Genomic DNA, 22,247 nt, shown 5'->3' with positions numbered 1-22,247 from the left:
GCCTCAGACATGGACCAACCTTAAGTCCTTCGCAGACGCCGGTACGGGCGCCTCGTTTCAAAGCGACTGTACCAAGCAAGTTCGCCTGCCGGAAGGCGCGCACTTGAACACGGACGCGTGAGCGCTACGTTCATCTCCCAGTTAGGTACCTCGGTGTAGATTCTCAGGTCATGGACGCTCGACTCGAAAAGCCAAACGCAGGCCACCTGCCCAATCCCGCGGCGATCGCGGACGTTCGGCTGGCCAAGTTCGCCATCGGCGATGTCGTGAAGCACCGTGTCTTCAATTTCCGCGGCGTGATCTTCGATGTCGATCCCACCTTCGCCAACACCGAGGAGTGGTGGCAGTCGATCCCGGAGCATGTGCGGCCCCGCAAGGACCAGCCCTTCTATCACCTGCTGGCCGAGAACGACGACAACGCCTATGTCGCCTACGTGTCCGAGCAGAACCTGCTGCCCGACGAGAGCGGCGAGCCGGTGGGCCATCCCCAGGCGCCGTTGATCTTCGAATCCTTCAACGAAGGCCACTACACCCTGCGGCCGCGCATCAGCCACTAGGCAAGGCTTGGGCGTGATCGCGCCCTCCTGAGCAAGGTTTTCGCGCCGACTGGGCCGAATCCCGCCCATTGCGAACGGAACTTCCGGCGATTTGGGGCCATTCTCCGGCCATGAGCGCTGACGGCCTTCCCCCGCCCGGAGCCCGGGCCGACTGGACCATCGATCAGGACTGGGCCGCCTATACGCCCGCCGAGCACCAGGTCTGGATGACCCTGTATGAGCGGCAGGCCAAGCTGCTGCCGGGACGGGCCTGCGACGCCTTCCTGCACGGCCTGGACGCGCTGGACCTCCACCGGGGCGGCATCCCCGACTTCGCGCGGATCAACGAGGAGCTGAACCGCCTGACCGGCTGGAGCGTGGTGGCGGTTCCGGGCCTGGTGCCCGACGCCCTGTTCTTCGAGCACCTGGCCAACCGCAGGTTCCCCGCCGGGCGGTTCATCCGCCAGCCGCAGCAGCTTGATTACCTTCAGGAACCCGACATCTTCCACGACGTGTTCGGCCACGTGCCGATGCTGACCGACCCGGTGTTCGCCGACTATATGGCCGCCTATGGCGAGGGCGGTCTGCGCGCCCTGGGCCGAGGCCAACTTCACAACCTGGCGCGGCTCTACTGGTACACTGTCGAGTTCGGCCTGCTGCAGACGACCGAAGGCCTGCGGATCTACGGGGCGGGCATCGTCTCGTCCCACGCCGAGTCGATCTTCGCCCTGGACGACCCCTCCCCCAACCGCCTGGGCTTTGACCTGGAGCGGGTGATGCGCACCCCCTACCGGATCGACGACTTCCAGCAGGTCTATTTCGTGATCCCGTCCCTGCGGGCCCTGCTGGACGCCACCCTGCAGGACTTCGCCCCGATCTATCAGCGCCTGTCGGGCGCCGCCGACATCCCCATCGCGGCGATCGAGGCCGGGGACCAGGTGTTCACCCGCGGCAGCCAGGCCTATGCGGCCGCCAAGGCCTAGCGGCCCTCCTGCGCCATGAGCCGCCTGAGACCGGCGTCCATCTCCGCCCGCTGCTGCGGCGTGAACAGGGGATAGCGCCTGGCCTTCGTGCTGGCCGCCGCGCTGATATCCTGGTCGGTGACGAAGATGATCTGGCCCTGATAGGCGCCGGTCATCGGAACCCCGTGCTTCAGGCGAAGGCCCTCGAGCTGGACCGCGCAGGCCTGCAGGCTCTCGACGCTGTTGGTCATGGGCTTGAAGTCCTGGGTCCCGTTCATGGCCGGGGCCAGTCGCCAGCAGACACCGGTATGGGTCGGGGGTTTGAGCGGCGGCGCGCAGGCGGCCAGCGCCATGGCCCCCGCCACGCCGATCATCGCCCCCCGCTTCGTCATGCTCAGTAGTCCTTGCGCCAGCGCACGGCGAGCTTGCCGTCCCCCTGGCCGGCGAGCTTGGAGATGATGGACAGGTTCTTGCCGACCCGCCACTCCACCTGGGCCGAGGGACCGGTGCGGCCGCCACCGGTGAGCTCCAGATAAACGTCGTCGGTCAGATACTTGCCCCCGGAAATTGTCATGCCGCTTTCGCCGTCGCCCCCCAGGGCCAGGCGGTCGAGGCCGGCGAAGGTGCGCAGGTTGCCGATGACGTCGAAGCCGCCGCCCCCGGCCAGGGACGAGAGCGCCGAGGCCAGTTGCGCGGCCTCCAGGGGCGAGAGCTGCGAGGCCGATCGACCGAACAGCACCTGGGACAGGACCTCGTCATTGGGCAGGACAGGGGTGGAGGTCAGCGTGATCTCCGGCTTGGCCGCCGTGCCGCGGATGCTGACCACCGCCGTCAGCGCCGGGTCGTCCCGCGTGGCCGAGAGGCTGAGACGGATGTCGCGGGGCGAGGTGGCCAGATAGACCACGCCGCGCTGGTCGAACTCAAACCGCTTGCCGGCGAAGTCGTAGTCGCCGCGCACCACCCGTGCGACCCCCGTCAGCACCGGCTTGTTGGTGGTGCCGCCGACATGGGCGTCGAGAGACAGCTCCACGTCCAGGCCGCGGCCGCGCAGATAGATGCGGCGCGGCGCCGTCAGGGTGACGTCGAGATTCATCCCCAGCCCCTGGCGGACCACGGCCTGCTGGGCGGTCCCCAGGTCGATGGGCTTGTTGACCTCGATGACGTCCATGGGGACCACGCCGGAGGGGGTGGGCGTGCGGGCCGAGACGTCGGCGCGCTCCACCAGCAGCTTGCCGGCCAGGCGGACCTTGCCGGCGGCGTCGCGGTCCAGGGTGACCTGGCCGCTGGCCGAGGCGGTGGCCTGGTCGTTGTCGATCAGGCGGAACCCGGTCAGGTCGAGCTTGAAGGTGCTGACCCCGTCCTGGCTGATCCGGCCCGAGCCGGTGGCCGAGCCGCCGTGGCCGTCGGCGCCAGTGGCGCGGGTGACGTTGATCACGTTGTCGGTGAGGGTCGCCCGCAGGACGACCTCGCGCAGGACCAGGCCGGTGGCCCCGTCGGAGAACCGACCGTCGTCCACAGAGGCCTCGCCGCGGGTCCGGATGTCGGCCAGGGAGCCGCTCAGGGTCCCGTCCAGCCGCACCCGGCCGGCCAGCTCCCGCTCCCCGCCCACCAGCAGGTCCCACAGCGGCTTGACCTCGCCGTCGGCGAAGACGTGGCCGCGCAGCGGCTTCTGGCGGTTGATGGCCACCCGGAAGGGCGCGGCCGAGGCCTCGGCCGGCAACACCAAGTTGGCGTTGGCCTTCAGCCCGCTGGGGTTGGTGAAGGCCGCGTCGATGGTCATGCTGCTGTCGGCCAGCCGGGCGTTGAGCGTGCCGTCCAGGCCCTGGGAGCTCGGCGAGCCCCGGCCGCGCGCGCCGTCCAGCTTGGCGGTCATCACCCCGTCCAGGCGGGCGCCCTTGCCCGAGAGGGACAGGCTGGCGTCGACCTTGCCGGTCAGATCCTCATTGAACAGACCCAGGCCCAGCTGACGGATCTGGGCGCGGACGTCGGCGCTGTCGCCGGCCAGCCTGGCGTCCACGTCGATCTGCCCCCCCTCGGCGGCCGCCAACCGCAGCCGGGCGCTGCGCTCGGGCCCGCCGAAGCGGAAGGTGGCGGTCTCCACCGTCTTCAGGTCGCGGCGCCCGTAACGGCCCTGACCGTCGAAGGCCAGGAGATGGCCGGGCTTGGTGTCGGTGAGCAGGCCCCGGCCATCCAGGCTCCAGCCGCCGTTGCGCGACATCCCCGTGGCCTGGGCCTGATAGGGCAGCCGGGCCAGCGGGCCGTCGGCGGTGACGTGGGCGGTGCGAATCTCCAGCTGGGCGCCGGGCGGGATCGCCTTTTCGGCGCGCAGGTCCAGGCTGGCGCGGGGGCCGCCGGGGGCGTCGACGATCTTCACCGCCCCGGTGACGCTCCCGGCGGCCAGGAAGGCGCCCTTGGAGAGCGCGACCTTGAGATCGGCGGAGGACGGGGCGCTGCGGCGCAGGGAGAGCGCCCCCGACGCCTTCAGCCCGCCGGCGTCCACCGCCAGGTCGCTGAGATCCACCCCGCCCTGCGGGAAGCGGAAGGCCGCCTTGCCCACCGCGGGGCCGAATTCGCTGGCCGCCGCCAGGGTGACCAGGCCGCTGGAGCCGTCGGGGCGGCGCATGAAGGTGAGCGTCATGTGGGCGGCCTTGAGCGGCAGGCGCGGCACGTCCACGGCGTCGAAATCGGCCAGCAGATCGGCGCGGGGCTCGGCCAGGGTCCCGGTGATGGCCCCCGAGCCCTTGGCCTTGCCGGTGATCTCCACCGGGCCGGCGCGGAAGGGACCGTCGGCGGTCCAGTCCAGCTTGAACTTCAGGGCGCCGTCGGCCTCGCGCACCCCGGCGCCTGAGGCCTTCACCGCAGCGCCCTTGAGGTCGGCGCTGGCCAGGGACAGCTTGCGCCCCTCGATATTGCCCTTGGCCGACAGGCTGGGGGCCCCGCCTAGCAGGCGGTCGAGCTCGGCGTAGCCCGAGGCGAACTTCGCGCCCTTGGCGTCGGCCGACAGGGTCCAGGGCTTGCCGGGGCCCGCCTGGGTCGCGCTCCAGGTGGCGACGGCCGAGCCGCTCGCGCCAGGGCGCGCCGCGGCCAGGTTGGAGACCTCGGCGCGGCCCTTGAAGTTCAGGCCGCCGATCAGGCCGCGGCCGCCGCTGGCCTGGACCTTGAGCCCGGCCCCCGTCGCCTGGAGATCGCGCAGGGCCAGGCGCCCGTCGGCCAGGCGCTGGCCGTCGAAGGTCGCCACCGGCTTGGCGCCGAGCACCGCGGCCAGCAGTCCGGTCCCCTGCCCGCCCGCGCCGGTGGCCGTACCCTTGACGCCCCAGACCCTGGCCTTGCGGGTGAGCTGCATGGGACCACTGACCCGGTCCAGGCCATAGGATCCCAGCTTGAAGCGCGTGATGGCCACATCGCCGGCGAAGCGCAGGTCGTCCAGGGTTCCCGTCAGCACGCCGACGGCGCGGGACGGGCCCATCTGCGGGCCGCCGCTGATCTGCGACAGGTTGGGGGTGTCCAGGGTGAGCGCCAGGCCCTTGGGCCCCAGGCGGCGCTCGCCGAGATTGCCCTTGCCCTTGGCGGCGACGGCGAGGTTGGCCGAGGTCGCGCGCGCCGTCAGGTCGTAGAGCCCCGGCTCGGCCCGGGTCCCGGTGAGGACGAACACCGCCTCGGGCCCCAGGCGCGCGGCCAGTTTGCGGGTCAGGGTCGAGGCGGTCAGCAGGACCTTGCCGCTGGCCTGGCCGCTCCTGGGGGTCCAGGCGCCCTTGATGTCGATGGGCTTGGTGACGCCGGAGCTGGCGAAGGCGATCAGACGGCCCTCCGAGGTCTTGCCGGTGGCGCTGACCTGGAGATCGAAGGGCTGGTCGGCGGGCAGGCCGACGGCGCCGGCCAGGGCCCCGCCCTGGGCCTCGTGGGCGTTGGCCACCAGCAGCAGGGGCCGCTTCTTGTTGACGTCGAACTGCGCCGCCAGGTGGTCGCCGGGGTGCAGGACGGAGCGGACGGAGATCATCCCCTGCTGGCCGCCGCCGCCCCGGCGGACATCGAGGTCGCCGGTGACGTCGAACACGCCGCGCACCGAGGAGAAGCCGGGCTTCATCTCCAGCCGGGTCTGGATCAGGTCGATGTCGAAGGAGACCGGCAGGCCCCTGGACTTCTCCTTGGGCGCCAGGGTCGGGCGGCGCAGGACGGTGAGCTGCTGGGCGGTGATCTTCTCGGCGTGGAAGTTCCGCGTGAGGAGTTCAGCATAGTGCCATGAGATCTCGAGCTTCCTGGCCTCCAGCCAGATCCCCTTCTCGTCGGAGACCGTGAGCCGGGCGATGGTGAAGTCGCGCCAGATGTCGCCGGCCAGGCCTTCGATCCGCAGCTTGCCGAAGCGCCCGAGCTTCAGCCCGTTGGCGCGGGCCTCGATGAGCAACCGCCCCTGGGGCAGCAGGACCCCGTAGCGGGTGGTGAGCAGGACGCCGCCCAGGGCGATGGCGACGATGACGCAGATGGCGACGATGGCCTTGGGCAGGCCGCGGCTCTTGGCGACCTTCACCACCTCCTCGGCCACCTCGTGGGCGACCTCGGCGACGGTCTCCGGGGTGTCGGAGGGGCCGGTCAAAAGCTCTGTCCGATGCTGAGATAGATCTGGAACGGCGCATCGCCCTTGCGCTTCTCCAGGGGGATGGCGATGTCGGCGCGGATGGGACCGAAGCCCAGGTCGTAGCGCACCCCCAGGCCCGCCCCCAGGCTGAGGTCCTTGCCGCTGGGGATCTGGTCGGAGCCGACGGAGCCGGCGTCCACGAAGGCCACCACGCCCCAGCGCTTGCCGATCTTCTGGCGCAGCTCCACCGAGGCCTCCAGCAGGGCCAGCCCGCCCTGCGGGGTGTTGTCGGCCAGGCGCGGACCGATGGCCTGGTAGGCGTAGCCGCGCACCGAGCCGCCGCCGCCGGAATAGAAGCGCCGGGAGGCCGGAACCTCCGGGATCAGGCCGCCGACGATGGAGCCCGCCTTCAGCCGGCCGGCCAGGACCGTGCGGCCCTTCTCGTCGAAGGGGAAGTAGATGGATCCCTGGGTCTGGGCCTTGAGGTACGGCAGGGTGTCGGCGCCGACGATGAGGGTCGGCTCCAGCCGCGCCTCCACGCGCCAGCCGCGCTTGGGGTCCAGGGGGTCGTCGGAGCGGTCGAGGGCCATGGCCCCCAGCGCCGAGGCGGTCACCAGCTTGCGGCCCAGGGAGGACAGGGTTCCGGCCTGGCGCTCGTCGGTCTGGCTGTAGTCGAGGGAGGCGCCCACGGTGATATAGGAGGTCTTGCCGTAGCGCCGCTCCACGTCGGCGCGGACCCCCACGCCCGTCTCGTCATAGGCGTCGGTGCGGACGCGGTAGAGGCCGGCCTGGCCCTTGAGCGTCTGCTGGGCGCGGCGCCAGTGCGGCAGGGTCAGCTCGGCGCCCAGGCGACTGTCCACGGTGGAGGCGCGGCCGTAGTAGGACAGGGTGTCGGCGCGGCCCAGCACGTTGTAGCGGGTCCAGCGGGCGTCGGCGCCGGCGCCCTCGCTGGTGGAATAGCTGGCGCCCAGCTCGATGGTCCGGCGCTTGCGGTCGGCGATGCTGACGATCACCGGACGCAGGCCCTCCGCGGTGGCCTTCTCCTTGCCGGCCAGGGCGACGGTGACGCTGTCATAGACCCCGGTGTCCAGTAGCCGGCGCTCCAGCTCGCCGACGTCGTCGGGATCGTAGGCGTCGCCCACCGTCCACGGGGCCAGGTTCTTCAGCCAGGCGGTGTTGGTGCGGCCGGGCGTCACCAGCTCGACGCCGTCCAGGCGCACCAGTTCGCCGGAGACGATGCGGAAGGTGGGGCGGACCGACTGGTCGGCGTGATCGACAATCACCTGGCGCTCGCCCGGCGCGACGTCGGCATAGCCGCGCTTCTGCACCGCGGCCAGGATGCGGCCCTCGGCGCCCAGCACGTCGGCGGCGCGGCCGGCCTGGCCGTTGGCGAGGCCCATCACCGCCTCCCCGGCCAGTTGCACGCCGGGATCGGGCTCGGGGGCGATCCACTCGACCTTGGGGTCCTGGATCCGGAAGCGCGGGCCGGGCGTCACCTTCACGATGGGCTGGGCGGGCTCGGCCTCGGTGACGTCGGCCTCGACCGTATTGGCGTAGTAGCCCTCGGAGCGCAGGACGGCGACGGCGTCCTCGGCGGCCTCGCGGGCGCGGCGGCGGGCTTCGAAGCGGTTCTCGATGGGCTTGTCGGTCTCGCCCACCGCGACGTCGATGGCGGCGCGCAGGCTGTCGCTCAGCGCGCCCTCGACGGCGGCCTTCGGCGCCGCGGCGCGCGCGGAACCCGCCGCCCCCTGGGCGCAAAGCGCCGCCGAGGCGGCGACGGCGAAGACCAGTCGTCCCAACGTCAAGATTCCCCTGCCGCCCCCGTCCTGGGGTCTACAGCGGGTCGGCTAAGATTGTCACCCCGCCCGTCGCGCGGAAGGTGCTTTCAAACCGAGCGGAAGCCTGCCCAAATACTGGGCAGTCCCCTCCGCGACGCCTGACGATTCCGAAAAGCCGCCCCTTTCGCCGGGGCGCTCCCTAGGGTTCGGAACCAGGTCGAGGCGGAAGGATTATCTCAAGGTGGAGTGGGGCGTGGCGACGGCGCGAAGATCGGGTGACACCAACGCCGTAGAGCCGCCATCCGGGGCGGCGGCGCCCTATGACGAGATGATCACGGCCTCCGGCGAGGTGCGCGAGCACTACGCAGCCCTCGATCAACGCATCGCCACCCTGGCCCAGGAGGACATGTCCGAGCGGCAGAGGACCCTGGAGCGGTTCTTCCTGCTGCAGGGCATCACCTTCACCGTCTACGGGGCCGAGAGCTCCACCGAACGGATCATTCCCACCGACCTGCTGCCGCGCATCATCCCGGCCGAGGAATGGGCGACCATTGAGAAGGGCCTGACCCAGCGCCTGCGGGCGCTGAACATGTTCCTGGCCGACATCTATGGCGAGCAGCAGATCCTGATGGACGGGGTGGTGCCGCGCGAGCTGGTGCTGATGGCGCCCTCCTACCGGCGGGAGATGCAGAACCTCTATGTGCCCCACCAGGCCTACGCCAATGTCTGCGGCTCGGACCTGATCCGCCAGCCGGACGGGGCCTTCGCCGTGCTGGAGGACAATCTGCGGGTGCCCTCGGGGGTCTCCTACATGCTGGCCAACCGGGAGGCCTCCAAGCGCACCTTCCCGGGCACCTTCCGGGCCTCCAACGTGCGGGCCATCGACCGCTATCCGGACCTGCTGCTCTCGACGCTGAAGGGCATGGCGGCCGACTGGCGGCCCAACCCCCAGGTCGTGGTGCTGACGCCCGGGGTCTACAACTCGGCCTATTACGAGCACGCCTACCTGGCCCGGCTGATGGGGGCGCCCCTGGTGGAGGGCCGCGACCTCGTGGTGCACGACAACATGGTCTATATGCGCACCACCACGGGCCTGCGTCGCATCGACGTGATCTATCGCCGGGTGGACGACGACTTCATCGATCCCCTCACCTTCCGCCGCGATTCAGGCCTGGGGGTCGCGGGGCTGTTCAACGCCTACCGGGCCGGGAACGTGGTGATCTGCAACGCGCCGGGCACCGGGGTCGCCGACGACAAGGCCGTCTACGCCTATGTCCCGGAGATCATCAAATACTACCTCGGCGAGGACGCCATCCTGCCCAATATCGAGACCTTCCTCTGCCGCGAGCCCGCCCAGCTCAGCCATGTCCTGGCCAATCTCGACAAGCTGGTGGTCAAGGCTGTCGGTGCGTCCGGCGGCTACGGCATGCTGATCGGGCCCCACGCCAGCGCCCAGGAGCGCAGCGACTTCGCCGACGCCCTGCGGGCCGACCCGGCCAACTACATCGCCCAGCCCACCATCCAGCTCTCCACCGCGCCCTGCCTGATCGACGGCCAGATCGACCCGCGCCATGTCGACCTGCGGCCCTTCATCCTGTCGGGGGAGAAGATCATCGTGACGCCGGGGGCGCTCACCCGCGTGGCCCTGAAGAAGGGCTCCCTGGTGGTGAACTCCAGCCAGGGCGGGGGTTCCAAGGACACCTGGATCCTGGCCAGCGACAGTCAGGACGTTCAGCCATGATGCTCGCCCGCGTGGCCGACAGCCTCTACTGGATGGGGCGCTATGTGGAGCGCGCCGAGCACATGTGCCGCCTGTCGGACGTGATGCTCAACGCCACCCTCGACCGCACCGAGGCCGCCAGCCAGGTGGCCCGCATCGTCCTGGCCGCCGTCGGCGACAACGATCCCGCCAAGGCCAGCGCCCCCTATGACGCGGCCCTGTCCCTGGCCCTGGACCGAGAGGATGGCGGCTCCATCACCACCTCGCTCTCGCGCGCCCGGGAGAACGCCCGCCAGGTGCGCGACCAGATCACCAGCGAAACCTGGGAACGCCTGAACCTGATCTATCTGCGGGTCACGGGCCCGGGGGCGGCCAAGCAGTTCGCCGATGGCTCCTCGGCCTTCCTGCACGACATCATCGCCGACCTGCATCTGTTCAAGGGCGCCGCCGACGCCACCATGAGCCACGGCGAGGGCTGGCGGTTCCTGCTGCTGGGGGTCTATCTGGAGCGGGCCCAGCTGATCGGCCGCCTGCTGGAGGTCTGTTTCGGCGACCGCCGGCGGCCGCTCACCGATCACTTCGCCCTCACCAGCCTGCTGCGCATGAGCTGCGCCCTGGAGCCCTATCTGCGGCGCTACACCGCCGACGTGCGCCCGGAGCTGATCCTGGAATTCCTGATGTTCGACGAGGATTTCCCGCGCTCGATCCGGTTCTCCACCGCCCGGATCGAGGAGCATCTGTCGGCGGCCAGCCGCTATGTGGACGCCGGTCACGCCGGCCCCGAGCGCCTGGCAGGGCGCCTGAAGGCCCGCCTGCAATATGCCGACGTCGAGAACATGGAGCTGGTGGGCGCCGGCGCCCTGCTGTCGACCGTGCTGGACGAGTGCCAGGCGATCCACACGGCGATCTACGACACCTTCGTCGCCTATTCCCTCGAGATGCGGTTGCCAGCCTGATGCTTTTGGAAGTGCGCCACGTCACCCAGTACCACTACGCCGCCAATGTGCGCGAAAGCGTCATGGAGCTGTGGATGCAGCCCCAGAAGGGCGCCCGCCAGCGGCTGGTGAGCTTCGACCTGGAGCTGGACCCGCCGGCCCAGCTGTTCTCCTACGCCGACGCCTTCGGCAACGCCGTCTACCACTTCGACGTGCCCCAACCCCACGACCGGCTGAGCATCCTGGCCCGCTCGGCGGTGGAGACCCAGGCGCCGGCCACCCTTCCCTCCGCCCTGGACATCGGCGAGTGGGACCGGCTGAAGAGCGACTTCGTGCGCGGCGAGAACTTCGACTTCCTGCATCACCACGGCTTCGCGGTGGAGACCCAGGCCCTGAAGACCTTCATCGCCGAGGCCGGCATCGACCAGCTGCGGGTGCGCGACCCGCTGACGGCGGTGCGCGAGCTCTCCACCATCATCTACCAGTCCTTCGGCTATGAGGCCGGCGTCACCGACGCCGAGAGCCCCATCGACCTGGCCCTGAACGCCAAGCGCGGGGTCTGCCAGGACTTCGCCCACATCATGATCGCGATCTGCCGCTCCTGGGGAATCCCGGCGCGCTATGTCTCGGGCTACCTGTTCACCGACCGCAAGGGCGGCGACCGCTCCGATCCCGACGCCACCCACGCCTGGGTGGAGGTCTTCCTGCCCTCCCTGCGCTGGGTGGGCCTGGATCCCACCAACAATGTCGAGGCCGGGGAGCGCCACATCGCCGCCGCCGTGGGTCGCGACTACAACGACGTGCCGCCGTCACGCGGCGTCTACAAGGGCGAGGCCGAGAGCCAGCTCGCGGTGGGGGTGTCGGTGCGCCGGGCGCGCGCCGCGCTCACCGAGCCCGAGTTCATCCGGGTCGCCCAGCCGTCCTTCAGCCGCACGGGACGCCGCCGCGGCGCGCCCGGGTCCCTGCAGTACGATCAGCAGCAGCAACAACAGCAATAGCGACTACAGGCGGAAGAGCGTCACTCCGAGCAGGAAGGCGCCCACCGCGATGAAGCCGATCTCAACCATCATCGCGCGCCGTGGCGAGGTGCGTAGGGTCACGAGAAATCGGAGCAGATGATCCATGTGCGGCATAACGCCGCCAAATAGTGAATCTCTCGTTAAAGTTGAGATGGCGCCGTTACGCGCTGAAGATGTATGACCGCTGGACGGTCAATCCGATGCGCGCGCCGGGCGCCAAGCCCTCCGACGCGTTGCGTTCGAAGGCCGCCTCGATCCTCTGGCCGCCCGGGGTCCGGCCCTCGATCCGGGCCACCGGACCCTGCACATTTATCCGATCGGCGGTGATGTAGAAACTCTCCTGGCCCGCCGCAGAGCGGATCAGGTCGTGCGGGCGGATATAGGCGATCGACGCACCCTCCGCCGCGGTGGGCGCCGGGACGGCGATCTCCCCGGCCTGGAAGCGTCCGGCCCGGACCGTCCCCTCCAACCGATTGGCCTCGCCGACGAACCCGGCGACGAAGGCGCCTTCCGGCTCGTCGTGGACCTGTTGGGGCGTGCCCACCTGCTGGATCACGCCGTGGTTCAGGATCGCGACCCGGTCGGCCAGCTCCAGGGCCTCCTCCTGGTCGTGGGTGACGAAGATGGTGGTGACCCCGGTGGCGTCGTGGATGCGGCGCAGTTCCTTGCGCAGGGACTTGCGCACGGTGGCGTCCAGGGCGCCGAAGGGTTCGTCCAGCAACAGGACGCTGGGGCTGACGGCCAGGGCGCGGGCGAGCGCCACCCGCTGGCGCTGGCCGCCGGAGAGCTGGGCCGGGTAGCGCTTGCCGAGGCCCGGCAGCTCGACGAGGTTCAGCAGTTCCTCCACCCGCCGGGCGATCTCCGCCTTGGGGGGCTTGGCCGCGCCCTTGCGGACGTCGAGGCCGAAGCTGATGTTGCGGGCGAGCGTCATGTGGCGGAACAGGGCGTACTGCTGGAAGACGAAGCCCACCTGGCGCGCCGCGGCGCTGGCATAGGTCATGTCGGCGCCGTCGAACAGGATCTGGCCCTTCTCCGGGAACTCCAGGCCGGCGATGGCGCGCAGCAGGGTGGTCTTGCCCGAGCCCGACGGGCCCAGCAGGGCCAGCAGCTCGCCGTCGGCGATCTCCAGGCTCACGCCGTCGAGCGCCGGGTAGCGGCCGAAGGTCTTCTCCACCGAGCGGATGGAAATGGTCATGGGGTCTCTTGGTCAGTGACGGGCCGGCCGCGACTGCGGCTGGACCATCTCGAGCAGGGTCTTCAGGGCCAGGGTGACGATGGCCAGGAAACAGAGAAGGGCGGCGACGGCGAAGGCGCCGACGAAATCATACTCGTTGTAGAGTATCTCCACATGCAACGGCATGGTGTTGGTCAGGCCCCGGATGTGGCCCGAAACCACCGACACCGCCCCGAACTCCCCCATGGCGCGGGCGTTGCAGAGCAGGACGCCGTAGAGCAGGCCCCAGCGGATATTGGGGGCCGTGACGCTCCAGAAGGTGCGCAGGCCCGACGCCCCGAGGGAAACGGAGGCCTCCTCCTCGTCCACTCCCTGCTCCTGCATCAGCGGGATCAGCTCGCGCGCCACGAAGGGGAAGGTGACGAAGATCGTGGCCAGGATGATGCCGGGGATGGCGAAGATGATCTTGATGTCGTGGTCGATCAGCCAGTCCCCGAACCAGCCCTGGGCGCCCAACACCATCACATAGATCAGGCCCGCCACCACCGGCGAGACCGAGAACGGCAGGTCGATCAGGGTGATCAGGAAGCTCTTGCCCGGAAACTCGTGCTTGGCCACGGCCCAGGCGGCGCAGACCCCGAAGGCGGCGTTGAAGGGGACGGTGACGCCCGCGGTGATCAGGGTCAGCTTGATGGCCGCCACGGCGTCGGGATTGCGGATGGCCTCCAGGGCCGGCGCCCAGCCCTTGCGCAGGGCCTCGTAGAAGACCGAGACCATGGGCAGCAGCAGGATGAAGGCCAAGAAGACGGCCACCACCGCCAGGATCGCCGCCTTGACCCAGGGGGCGTCCTCGTTGGCGCGGCGCGGGCTCACGCCGACCGCCGTCGGGCCCAGCCCTGGATGGCGTTGATGACGAAGAGCATCAGGAAGGAGGCCGCCAGCATCACCACCGCGATGGTCGCCGCGCCGGCATAATCGTACTGCTCCAGCTCGATGATGATCAGCAGGGGCGCGATCTCCGACTTGTAGGGCATGTTGCCGGCGATGAAGATCACCGAGCCGTACTCCCCGATGCCCCGGGCGAAGGCGAGCGCGAAGCCGGTGAGCCAGGCCGGCGCCAGGGCCGGAAGCACGACGCGCGACAGCGTGTCCAGGCGTCCGGCGCCCAGGCTGGCGGCGGCCTCCTCCACGTCGGCCGAAAGGTCGCGCATGACCGGCTCGACGGTGCGCACCACGAAGGGCAGGCCGATGAAGGTGAGCGCCACCACCACCCCGAGGGGCGTGAAGGCGATCTTCCAGCCCAGGGGCGCCACCAGCGAACCCACCCAGCCATTCTCGGCGTAGAGGGCGGCGAGCGCGATGCCCGCCACCGCGGTGGGCAGGGCGAAGGGCAGGTCGATCAGGGCGTTGACCACCCCCTTGCCGGGGAACTCATAGCGGACCAGGGCCCAGGCGGTGGCCAGGCCGAACACGCCGTTGATCGTCGCCGCGATGAAGGCCGCCCCGAAGGACAGGCGGTAGGCGGCGAGCGCCCGCTGCGAAAAGGCGGCGTCCAGGAAGTCCGGGAAACTCTGCTGCGCGGCCTTCAGGGCCACCGCCAGCATCGGGATCAGGACGATGGTCGACAGGAGGGTGACCGTGACCCCCAGGCTGAGCGCGAATCCCGGGATCGCCGACCGGCGTCGGAGGAAGGGCCGGCGCGTCGCGGCGGACGCCGTCGTCAGGGCCTTGGCGGTCATGTCGCGCTCGGAGCCTCGGGTTCCACACAATAACGCCGCGCCGCAGACCTGGATCGCCTGCCGCGCGGCGGAGACACGAGCTAATTCCTAGCGCATCTATAGCCAATGTAGAATTTCTGAGGACGGGACCTGAAAGCCTGACCACCGCCCACGAGAAAGCCCCGCCCTCATAGGGAGGACGGGGCTGACGACACGCTAGGGTGGGCTTTGGGCCTAGCGGCCGTAACCGTTGCTCAGCACCTGGACGATCAGGCCGTTGGCCAGGGAGGCCAGGACGTAGTCGTTGTCGGCGCGGACCCAGCGGAAACCGCGGGGCGGCTGACGCAGGCCATAACGGCCATAGTCGTTCACGTAGGAGTTGGCGCTGCGGTACTGGCTCGGCAGGCGCTCGCCGCGGCGCCAGGCATGGGCGCGGTGATGGTGTTGGCCGCCACGATTGTCCCAGCCGTCGCGCCGGCCATCGCGACGGTCGTCGTAGCGGTTGTCGCGGCGATCGTCGTAACGCTCATCGTAGCGATCGCTGCGCGGGTCGGCGTAGCCTTGCTGATACTGGCCCTGGTACTGGTCCTGATAGTCGCGCTGATACTGCGCAGGCTGGGCCATGGCGGCCGTGCCGCCCAGCAGGGAAAGAGCCAGGGCGGCGGCGATTGCGCGTTTCATGAGCGGGTCCTTTCGGGAGCGTCGAGCCAGGTGGCTGTCGGCGTTGTTCCCAAGATGCGACTCCCGCGCTGAACCTGTTTTGAATGGCGCTGGTCATCCGCCGTTCATGCGGCGCGCACGCGGTCTTGCTCCGCGGTGACACGCACCCTATGGTCCGCGCCGCTTCGCCCGGCGCGCTTTTGCTCGCCGCGCCAAGGGCCGGTAGCTCAGTGGTAGAGCATTCGACTTTTAATCGAATGGTCGTGGGTTCGACCCCCACCCGGCCTACCAACATATCGCAGCATATGTTGGACCCTCCGCGCTCGCGCGGGCCTTCCACGGCGAACCGCCAAGCTCTACTATTTACGGATGCGAGCAGCCCTCTTCCCGCTTTCCCTCCTGGCCCTGCTGGCGGCCTGCACCACCGCGCCCGCCGACGGCTCGCCGGAGATCCAGACCAGCTCGGCGGCCAGCCGCGAGAGCGTGCAGGGCGCGGTCGCCTCGCCGCTGCGGGACGTCAATGTCCTGCGAACCAAGATTCCCCAGGTGCTGCTGGACGCCATGGCCGATCCCTACGCCCTGCCGGTCCCCACCAACTGCGCGCGGATCACCGGCATGATCCTGCCGTTGAACGGCGCCCTGGGCGCGGACCTCGACGAGCCGGTGGAGGACGAGGACGACCTGATGGTGCGCGGGCGCGGCGCGGCGCTGGGGGCGGTGGCCGGCGCGGCCTCGGGGCTGATCCCCTTCCGGGGCTGGGTGCGAAAGCTCTCCGGCGCCGAGCGCCACGACGGCCTGGTGACAGCGGCGATCAACGCCGGCGCTGTGCGACGAGCCTACCTGAAGGGCCTGGGGGAATCCCGCGGCTGCAAGCCTCCCGCGACGCCCTCCCACACCCGGGTCGAGCGTGAGCCGCCGATGAGCGAGACCTTGAAGCCCCGCTTCCCGATCCGCTAGCTGGACAAACGGCTCTTGAAGTCTCGCCGGAACGTCTCGAACCGTCCCTCGGCAATGGCGTCGCGCATGGCCGCCGTCAGGGCCTGGAAGAAGGCGATGTTGTGCCAGGAGAGCAGGACCTGGCCGAGGATCTCCTCGGACTTCACTAGGTGGTGCAGATAGGCCTTGGAATAGTGGCTGGAGGCCGGGCAGGCGCTGGTCTCGTCCAGGGGTGTGTCGTCCTCGGCGAAACGGGCGTTCTTCAGGTTGACGGCGCCTTCCCAGGTCCAGGCCTGGCCGTGTCGGCCAGAGCGGGTGGGCAGGACGCAGTCGAACATGTCCACACCGCGCGCCACGGCCTCCACCAGGTCGATGGGCTTGCCCACCCCCATCAGATAGCGCGGCCGGGCGGCGGGCAGCATCGCGGGCGCATAGTCCAGCACCTCGCACATGGCCTCGTGCCCCTCCCCCACCGCCAGGCCGCCCAGGGCGTAGCCGTCGAAGCCGGTCTCGATCAGGCGCTCGGCGGACTCCCGGCGTAGATGCTCGAAGGTCGAGCCCTGCTGGATGCCGAACAGGGCCTGGCGGTCGCGCTCGCCGAAGGCGGCCTTGGAACGCTGGCCCCAGCGGGCCGACAGCAGCATGGCCTCCCGCGCCCGGTTCTCCTCCGCCGGCCAGGCGACGCACTCATCCAACTGCATCACGATGTCGGAACCCAGCAGGTCGGCCTGGATCTCGATGGAGCGCTCGGGGGTCAGGACATGCTTGGAGCCGTCGATATGGCTCTGGAAGGCCACCGACTGCTCGGTGACCTTGGCGATCTTCGACAGGCTCATCACCTGGAAGCCCCCCGAGTCGGTGAGGATCGGCCTGTCCCAGCGCATGAAGTTGTGCAGGCCGCCCAGGCGCGAGACCCGCTCGGCGCCCGGGCGCAGCATCAGGTGATAGGTGTTGCCCAGGATGATGTCGGCGCCCGTCGACGCCACCTGGTCGACGGTCAGCGCCTTGACGGTGGCCGCCGTGCCCACCGGCATGAAGGCGGGCGTGCGGATGTCGCCGCGGGCGGTCTTCAGCACCCCGGTGCGAGCCTTGCCCTCGGTGGCGGTGATCTCGAAGGGGAAGGCGCTCAAGGGTTCGCCCTCCAGAGCAGGCTGGCGTCGCCATAGGAATAGAACCGGTAGCCCGTGGCGATGGCGTGGGCGTAGGCCGCGCGCATGGTCTCGTAGCCGGCGAAGGCGCAGACCAGCATGAACAGGGTCGACTTGGGCAGGTGGAAGTTGGTCATCAGGCCGTCGACGACCCGGAACCGGTAGCCGGGGGTGATGAAGATGGAGGTCTCCGCGGCGAACGGACGGACGATCCCGTCCTCTCCCGTGGCGCTCTCCAGCAGGCGCAGGGAGGTGGTGCCGACGCAGACGACGCGGCCGCCGGCCGCCTTGGCGGCGTTGAGGGCGTCGGCGGTTTCCTGAGCCACTTCACCGTACTCGGCGTGCATCCTGTGATCGGCCAGGTCGTCGGTCTTCACCGGCAGGAAGGTGCCCGCGCCCACGTGCAGGGTGACGAAGGCGACGCCGACTCCCTTGGCCTTCAGCCGCGCCATCAGCTCCGGCGTGAAGTGCAGGCCGGCCGTGGGGGCGGCGACCGAGCCGTCGTCCCTGGCGTAGATGGTCTGGTAGTCGGCGCGGTCCTGCTCGTCCTCCGCCCGCTTGGCGGCGATGTAGGGTGGCAGGGGCATGGCCCCGCGCTCGGCGATGGCGGCGTCCAGATCGGGGCCCATCAGGTCGAAGGACAGGGTCAGCTCGCCGCCCTCCCCCTTCTCCGTGATGGTGGCGTCGAGATGCCCCAGCAGGCAAGCCCGGTCATTGGTCTCGCCGAAGGCCACCCGGTCGCCGACCGCCAGGCGCTTGCCCGGCTTCATGAAGGCGGTCCAGCGGCTGGGGGATAGGCGGCGGTGCAGGGTGGCCTCGCAGGCCTGCAGGTTCTCGCCGCGATAGCGGGTCCCCTTCAGACGCGCGGGGATCACGCGGGTGTCGTTCAGCACCAGGGCGTCGCCGGCGCGGAGCTGGTCGGGCAGGTCGGCCACGGTCAGGTCGGCGAGAGGCCGGCCCGGCGCCACCAGGAGCAGGCGGGCGGAATCCCGCGGGCTGGCCGGCCGCAGGGCGATGTGGTCGTCGGGCAGATGGAAGTCGAAATCGGCGAGTTGCATGTGGGGGCGTGAAGGCCATGCGCGCCGTCACGCGTCAAGCGCCAGACCATGCTAGAGGCGAGGCATGGGATTCCTCCGAGTCGCGATTTCCGGGCTGGTCGCCGGCCTGATGTTCGCCCAGGGCCTGGCCTGCGCGGTCGCCGCCCTGATCGCCCAGGGGGGGCGCATTTCGGCGCGCGCGGACATCCTGACGCACTTCGCGCCGTTCTGGCTGGCCGGCGCCCTGGTGGTGGTGGCCTACGCCTTCCTGCTGGCGCCGAGGCCGCTGCGGACCATCTTCCTGACCCTCGGCGGGGTGGGGATCGTCGCCGCCGGATCGCTTGTCCTGCCCGAGTACGTGCGGCCCATGAGCCCGCGCGCCCCGGCCGACGCGGCCCATCAATTGAAGCTGATCCAGTTCAATGTCTGGGGCCGCAACACCGACCTCTCCGACACCGCCAAGTGGATCGTCGACCAGGACCCCGATGTGGTGGTGATCGAGGAGGCCTCCCCGGCCATCCGCGACGCCATTCTGCAGCGGCGCGCCTATCACGTGGTCTGCGGCAAGTGCCAGGTGATGATCTTCAGCAAGCTGCCGGCCATCGACAGCGGGGTCGTCGATACGCCCCACGGTCTGCCGCGGCCGCCGATCGCGCGGGGCGCCTATCGCAGCGCGTCGGGCGACTTCACCGTGCTCGGCACCCACTACACCTGGCCCACCAAGGGCTCCCTGCAGCAGCAACAGGGTCAGCGCCTGGCCTGGATCCTCGACCAGTATCCCAAGGACGCCATGATCCTGGCCGGGGACTTCAACTCCACCCCCTGGTCCTTCTCGCGCCGGCGCGAGGACGCCATGTTCGGCCTGGAGCGGCGGACGCGGGCCCTGTTCTCCTGGCCCGCCGGAGAGGTTTCCCATGAGCGGGTGAAGGTCCCCTTCCCCTTCCTGCCCATCGATCAGGTCTATGCCGGCAAGGCCTGGCGGACGGTGAGCGTCAAGCGTGGGCCGCGGCTGGGCTCGGACCACTATCCGGTGATCGTCACCCTGGCGCGGGCCCCCTAGAGGGCCCGGCGGGCCTTGGCCAGGGCCTGCTCGGCGTCGCGGCGCGCGGCCTCGTAGCGTTCGGATTCCTCGGCCTCGCGGGCGTCAAGGGCGGCCCGTTGTGCGGCGATCTGCGCGACCGCCGCCCGATGGTCGGGTTCGACGGCCGCCAGCGCCTGTTCGGCTTCCTCGACCTTCCGCAAGGCCGCCTTGGACGGGCCCTTCGGCTTGACCACCTTGGGGAGCGCCGCCGGCAGGACGTGGCTCCTGGCCGGCCGGCGCAGCACCTCCCCCGGCTGGGCGAGCGCGGCCTTCATCAGTTCGGGATCGTCGGTCTCGTGGGCCGAGCCGTTGGCGAACAGGTCCTGGTGCGAGCCCCAGGCGGCGAGCGCCTTGGGGCGTGAGCTGGCGGCGACGACATAGTCGGCCAGGCCGTCGGAGGTGACGAAGACCTTCAGCTTGGCGGCCATGCCGGCTCCCTCAAGCCAGGGAGGCGATCTCCCGGGCGATATTGGCCCGCGCCACGTCCTCGAAAAGCGCGCGGAAGGCCGGGTCGGGATAGATAACCGGGGCGTCGAGGAAGTGTTGCATCACCTTGGCCCGACCGGCGCGCCAGGCGTCGTCGGGAACGTGGGCGTACTCCTCGCGTACGGCGCGGGCATAGGCGTCGTAGTCCAGCGGCGCGGCCGCCAGGATAGCCAGGTCGATGGAGACCAGGATCTCCCCCAGCCGGTCCTCTTCCTCCACCACGTGGCCGGCGGTGAGGCGGATCAGCCGGGCCACCTCCTCGCGGGCGTGCAGGGAGACATCGAGGTCGCGGAGATCGCGCTTGGCCATCTCCGCGCTCTTGGCCTCGTTGTCCGAGGCCGTGGGATCGTAGACCGCGTCGTGCCACCAGATGGCGTAGGTCAGCACCTGGCGCTCGGAGTCCATCAGGTCGGGAACCTGGTCGAGCAGCGCCAGGCACTGCTCGATATGGGTCCGCGTATGGTAGCGCCTATGCGGTTCGGCGTAGGCCGCTTCCAGCTCGGGGGTCACGCGTCGGCCGCGACCTTCATGGAGACGATCTTGCCCGGATTGCGCGGCGGCTCACCCTTGGGCAGGCCGTCCACCAGATCCATGCCCTCGGTCACTTCGCCCCAGACGGTGTATTGGCCGTCCAGGAACTTGGCGTCGTCGAAGCAGATGAAGAACTGGCTGTTGGCCGAGTTCGGGTTGTTGGTGCGGGCCATGGAGCAGACGCCGCGGACGTGGGGTTCCTTGGAGAACTCGGCGGTCAGGTTCGGCTTGTCAGAGCCGCTGGTGCCGGTGCCGGTGGGGTCGCCGCCCTGGGCCATGAAGCCCGGGATCACGCGGTGGAAGACCACGCCGTCATAGAAGCCCTCGCGGGCCAGTTCCTTGATCCGCTCGACGTGGCCAGGCGCCAGGTCCGGGCGAAGCTTGATCGTCACCGGGCCGCTTTCCAGCGTCATGATCAGGGTATTTTCGGCGTCCATTACTTCACCTCTGAGGGAATCTTGATTGCGCAGGCCGTGAAATCGGCGCCCATCGCGCCGCGCACATTGGCGACCTCGGCCTTGAACCAGGCGCTGTTGGGGTCGATCACCCGGACCTTGGGGCGTTCGGCGGCCGGAATATCCGCCATCACGCGGACCTTCAACATCTTATCGGGATCGACCACGGGTTCGCCCACCTTGATGGCGCGAACCACGTCCAGGCCCGAGATCACCCGGCCGAAGGCGGTGTAGCGCTTCTCCAGGGACGGATAGGCCTGGCGCATCAGGAAGAACTGGCTGTTGGCGCTGGCCTCGCTCTCGCCGCGGGCCATGCCGGCGACGCCGGGGCAGTAGAGGCCCCATCCCGAAATCTTGCCGTCCTTGGTCATGGGCATGAGCATCGAGCTCTGGGTCATGACCGGCAGGGCGCCGATGAAGCCGATCTCGGCCACGGTCTGGTCGGCGACCTGGACGAAGGGCGTCTGGGGTCCCCGGCGGAAGGTGAACTCGGCGTCCAGGTCCGGCTTGTCGGAATTGCCCTCGCCGGTGTCCTTGGGGTCGCCGGTCTGGGCCATGAAGGCGTCGATCACCCGGAAGAACAGGCGGCCGTCATAGAGGCCCGTGCGGGTCAGCTCCTTGACCCGGACCACGTGGTTGGGAGCGACCTCGGGGGACAGCTCCACCAGGATGCGGCCCTTGGTGGTGTCGATCACCAGGACGTTCTCGGGATCGGGGGTGCGCCAGTCGGCGGCGGTGGGCGCGCCGGGCGCCGGGGGGACGACGGGCGCGGCCGGAGCCTTGGCCTTGGGCGCGGCGAGCGCGGAGCCGGCGAGCGCCAGGACGGCGGTGGAGATCAGGAGGGTGCGGATCATGGTCTCTCTCCTAGCGGCGCGCGGCGAAGACCGCCACCCCCCGCCCGCAGGCAAGTTCGGGCGCCCCGTGGGGATCTGAAGGGGGTCGCGAGTGAGGTCGAAGATCGGACTACTTCGCGGCCGCGACCTTGGCCAGCAGGGCGTCCTTGACCCCGGGGCTGACGAACTTGCCGACCTCGCCGCCGAGGATGGCGATCTCCTTCACCAGCTTTGAGGACACCGCCTGGTGGCGGGGGTCGGCCATCAGGAACACGGTCTCGATGTCGCGATCGAGCTGCTGGTTCATGGCGGTCATCTGGAATTCGTATTCGAAGTCGGCCACGGCCCGCAGGCCCCGGACGATGACGCTCGCCCCCATCTCGCGGGCGAAGTGGATCAGCAGGCCCTCATAGGGCTGGACCACGATCTCGATATCCTTGGGCAGGCCCGCGGCCAGGTCGCGGAGAATGGCGACCCGCTCGTCGAGGGTGAACAGCGGCCCCTTGCCGGCGTTGATCGCCACGCCGATCACCAGCTTGTCCACCAGCTTCACGGCCCGCCCGATGATATCGGTGTGGCCGTTGTGGATCGGGTCGAAGGTGCCCGGATAGATCCCGACGCGGGTGACCATTCGCCTGTATCCCCCAACTGTTCTTAGGTTCGGC

At 69.8% G+C, this 22,247-nt stretch carries 22 protein-coding genes and 1 tRNA gene; 8 read left to right on the top strand and 15 right to left on the bottom strand.

The features are described from left to right. Positions 1-170: 170 nt before the first annotated feature. Together hspQ and phhA are read left to right on the top strand one after the other, a co-directional pair. A complete protein-coding gene (gene hspQ, locus AC1RN5_RS06525; RefSeq protein ID WP_493040440.1) occupies positions 171-557 on the top strand; it encodes a heat shock protein HspQ in 387 nt (128 codons plus the stop codon). A 110-nt stretch (positions 558-667) separates the two neighbouring features. Continuing rightward, on the top strand, positions 668-1,519 hold the full coding sequence (gene phhA, locus AC1RN5_RS06520; protein WP_493040439.1) for a phenylalanine 4-monooxygenase: 852 nt from the start codon (positions 668-670) through the stop codon (positions 1,517-1,519). On the opposite strand, the gene AC1RN5_RS06515 is transcribed toward phhA, so the two are convergent. The 3 genes from AC1RN5_RS06515 to AC1RN5_RS06505 are packed head-to-tail and all read right to left on the bottom strand — an operon-like array spanning position 1,516 to position 7,870. Further along, positions 1,516-1,890 (bottom strand): hypothetical protein, encoded by a 375-nt coding sequence (locus tag AC1RN5_RS06515; RefSeq protein ID WP_493040438.1) that lies wholly within the window; start codon positions 1,888-1,890, stop codon positions 1,516-1,518. The two genes, phhA and AC1RN5_RS06515, sit on opposite strands and share 4 nt — an antisense overlap. Positions 1,891-1,892: 2 nt before the next feature. Further along, complete coding sequence (locus AC1RN5_RS06510) at positions 1,893-6,089, bottom strand: translocation/assembly module TamB domain-containing protein (RefSeq protein WP_493040437.1); 4,197 nt, start codon at positions 6,087-6,089, stop codon at positions 1,893-1,895. After that, the gene (locus tag AC1RN5_RS06505; protein ID WP_493040436.1) at positions 6,086-7,870 is read right to left on the bottom strand and encodes an autotransporter assembly complex protein TamA; all 1,785 of its coding nucleotides are present in this window, start codon (positions 7,868-7,870) and stop codon (positions 6,086-6,088) included. Before AC1RN5_RS06505 ends, AC1RN5_RS06510 begins: the two co-directional genes overlap by 4 nt. A gap of 307 nt (positions 7,871-8,177) precedes the next feature. Here AC1RN5_RS06505 and AC1RN5_RS06500 point away from each other — a divergent pair, with 307 nt between their 5' ends. Genes AC1RN5_RS06500 through AC1RN5_RS06490 form a run of 3 tightly spaced genes read left to right on the top strand, consistent with a single transcriptional unit; the run spans position 8,178 to position 11,502 of the window. Further along, entirely contained in the window at positions 8,178-9,590 is a 1,413-nt protein-coding gene (locus tag AC1RN5_RS06500; protein WP_493041472.1) for a circularly permuted type 2 ATP-grasp protein, read from the top strand. Beyond that, positions 9,587-10,525, top strand: coding sequence for an alpha-E domain-containing protein (locus tag AC1RN5_RS06495; RefSeq protein WP_493040435.1), 939 nt, complete (start codon positions 9,587-9,589; stop codon positions 10,523-10,525). The genes AC1RN5_RS06500 and AC1RN5_RS06495 overlap by 4 nt, the downstream gene beginning before the upstream one ends. Beyond that, on the top strand, positions 10,525-11,502 hold the full coding sequence (locus AC1RN5_RS06490) for a transglutaminase family protein (RefSeq protein ID WP_493040434.1): 978 nt from the start codon (positions 10,525-10,527) through the stop codon (positions 11,500-11,502). Before AC1RN5_RS06495 ends, AC1RN5_RS06490 begins: the two co-directional genes overlap by 1 nt. Before the next feature lie 3 nt (positions 11,503-11,505). Here the strand turns inward: AC1RN5_RS06490 and AC1RN5_RS06485 are convergent, their stop codons facing one another. The 5 genes from AC1RN5_RS06485 to AC1RN5_RS06465 all read right to left on the bottom strand — a co-directional run bounded on the left by AC1RN5_RS06485 (position 11,506) and on the right by AC1RN5_RS06465 (position 15,096). Then, complete coding sequence (locus tag AC1RN5_RS06485; RefSeq protein ID WP_493040433.1) at positions 11,506-11,628, bottom strand: hypothetical protein; 123 nt, start codon at positions 11,626-11,628, stop codon at positions 11,506-11,508. A 55-nt stretch (positions 11,629-11,683) separates the two neighbouring features. Further along, complete coding sequence (locus tag AC1RN5_RS06480) at positions 11,684-12,718, bottom strand: sulfate/molybdate ABC transporter ATP-binding protein (RefSeq protein WP_493040432.1); 1,035 nt, start codon at positions 12,716-12,718, stop codon at positions 11,684-11,686. 12 nt (positions 12,719-12,730) lie between these two features. Beyond that, complete coding sequence (gene cysW / locus AC1RN5_RS06475; protein ID WP_493040431.1) at positions 12,731-13,570, bottom strand: sulfate ABC transporter permease subunit CysW; 840 nt, start codon at positions 13,568-13,570, stop codon at positions 12,731-12,733. Beyond that, entirely contained in the window at positions 13,567-14,436 is an 870-nt protein-coding gene (gene cysT, locus AC1RN5_RS06470) for a sulfate ABC transporter permease subunit CysT (protein ID WP_493040430.1), read from the bottom strand. Before cysT ends, cysW begins: the two co-directional genes overlap by 4 nt. A 213-nt stretch (positions 14,437-14,649) precedes the next feature. Further along, a complete protein-coding gene (locus AC1RN5_RS06465) occupies positions 14,650-15,096 on the bottom strand; it encodes an RcnB family protein (protein ID WP_493040429.1) in 447 nt (148 codons plus the stop codon). A gap of 195 nt (positions 15,097-15,291) precedes the next feature. Between AC1RN5_RS06465 and AC1RN5_RS06460 the strand changes: the two genes are divergently transcribed. Beyond that, positions 15,292-15,366: transfer RNA gene (locus AC1RN5_RS06460), tRNA-Lys, on the top strand. Between the two features lie 78 nt (positions 15,367-15,444). Further along, positions 15,445-16,032, top strand: a complete 588-nt coding sequence (locus tag AC1RN5_RS06455) for a hypothetical protein (RefSeq protein ID WP_493040428.1) — start codon at positions 15,445-15,447, stop codon at positions 16,030-16,032. On the opposite strand, the gene tgt is transcribed toward AC1RN5_RS06455, so the two are convergent. Then, positions 16,029-17,141: a tRNA guanosine(34) transglycosylase Tgt gene (gene tgt / locus AC1RN5_RS06450; RefSeq protein ID WP_493040427.1), complete on the bottom strand. Its 1,113-nt coding sequence runs from the start codon at positions 17,139-17,141 to the stop codon at positions 16,029-16,031. The genes AC1RN5_RS06455 and tgt overlap by 4 nt on opposite strands. Beyond that, positions 17,138-18,217, bottom strand: a complete 1,080-nt coding sequence (gene queA, locus AC1RN5_RS06445) for a tRNA preQ1(34) S-adenosylmethionine ribosyltransferase-isomerase QueA (protein WP_493040426.1) — start codon at positions 18,215-18,217, stop codon at positions 17,138-17,140. The genes tgt and queA overlap by 4 nt, the downstream gene beginning before the upstream one ends. A 64-nt stretch (positions 18,218-18,281) precedes the next feature. Between queA and AC1RN5_RS06440 the strand changes: the two genes are divergently transcribed. Continuing rightward, positions 18,282-19,256, top strand: a complete 975-nt coding sequence (locus AC1RN5_RS06440) for an endonuclease/exonuclease/phosphatase family protein (protein WP_493040425.1) — start codon at positions 18,282-18,284, stop codon at positions 19,254-19,256. On the opposite strand, the gene AC1RN5_RS06435 is transcribed toward AC1RN5_RS06440, so the two are convergent. The 5 genes from AC1RN5_RS06435 to coaD all read right to left on the bottom strand — a co-directional run bounded on the left by AC1RN5_RS06435 (position 19,253) and on the right by coaD (position 22,213). Continuing rightward, positions 19,253-19,705, bottom strand: a complete 453-nt coding sequence (locus AC1RN5_RS06435) for a hypothetical protein (RefSeq protein WP_493040424.1) — start codon at positions 19,703-19,705, stop codon at positions 19,253-19,255. The genes AC1RN5_RS06440 and AC1RN5_RS06435 overlap by 4 nt on opposite strands. 10 nt (positions 19,706-19,715) lie before the next feature. Next, positions 19,716-20,273, bottom strand: coding sequence for an HD domain-containing protein (locus tag AC1RN5_RS06430; protein WP_493040423.1), 558 nt, complete (start codon positions 20,271-20,273; stop codon positions 19,716-19,718). Further along, entirely contained in the window at positions 20,270-20,731 is a 462-nt protein-coding gene (locus AC1RN5_RS06425; RefSeq protein WP_493040422.1) for a peptidylprolyl isomerase, read from the bottom strand. The genes AC1RN5_RS06430 and AC1RN5_RS06425 overlap by 4 nt, the downstream gene beginning before the upstream one ends. Next, positions 20,731-21,603 carry a peptidylprolyl isomerase gene (locus AC1RN5_RS06420; protein ID WP_493040421.1) on the bottom strand — a complete coding sequence of 291 codons (873 nt, stop codon included), beginning with the start codon at positions 21,601-21,603 and terminating at the stop codon, positions 20,731-20,733. The genes AC1RN5_RS06425 and AC1RN5_RS06420 overlap by 1 nt, the downstream gene beginning before the upstream one ends. 109 nt (positions 21,604-21,712) lie before the next feature. Next, positions 21,713-22,213, bottom strand: coding sequence for a pantetheine-phosphate adenylyltransferase (coaD, locus tag AC1RN5_RS06415; protein ID WP_421931900.1), 501 nt, complete (start codon positions 22,211-22,213; stop codon positions 21,713-21,715). Positions 22,214-22,247: the final 34 nt, after the last annotated feature.

It is taken from the genome of Phenylobacterium sp. GW821-FHT12F10, from assembly GCF_058806695.1.
Note: the sequence above shows the minus strand (reverse complement) of the source record. Positions and strands in the feature narration are given on the sequence as shown.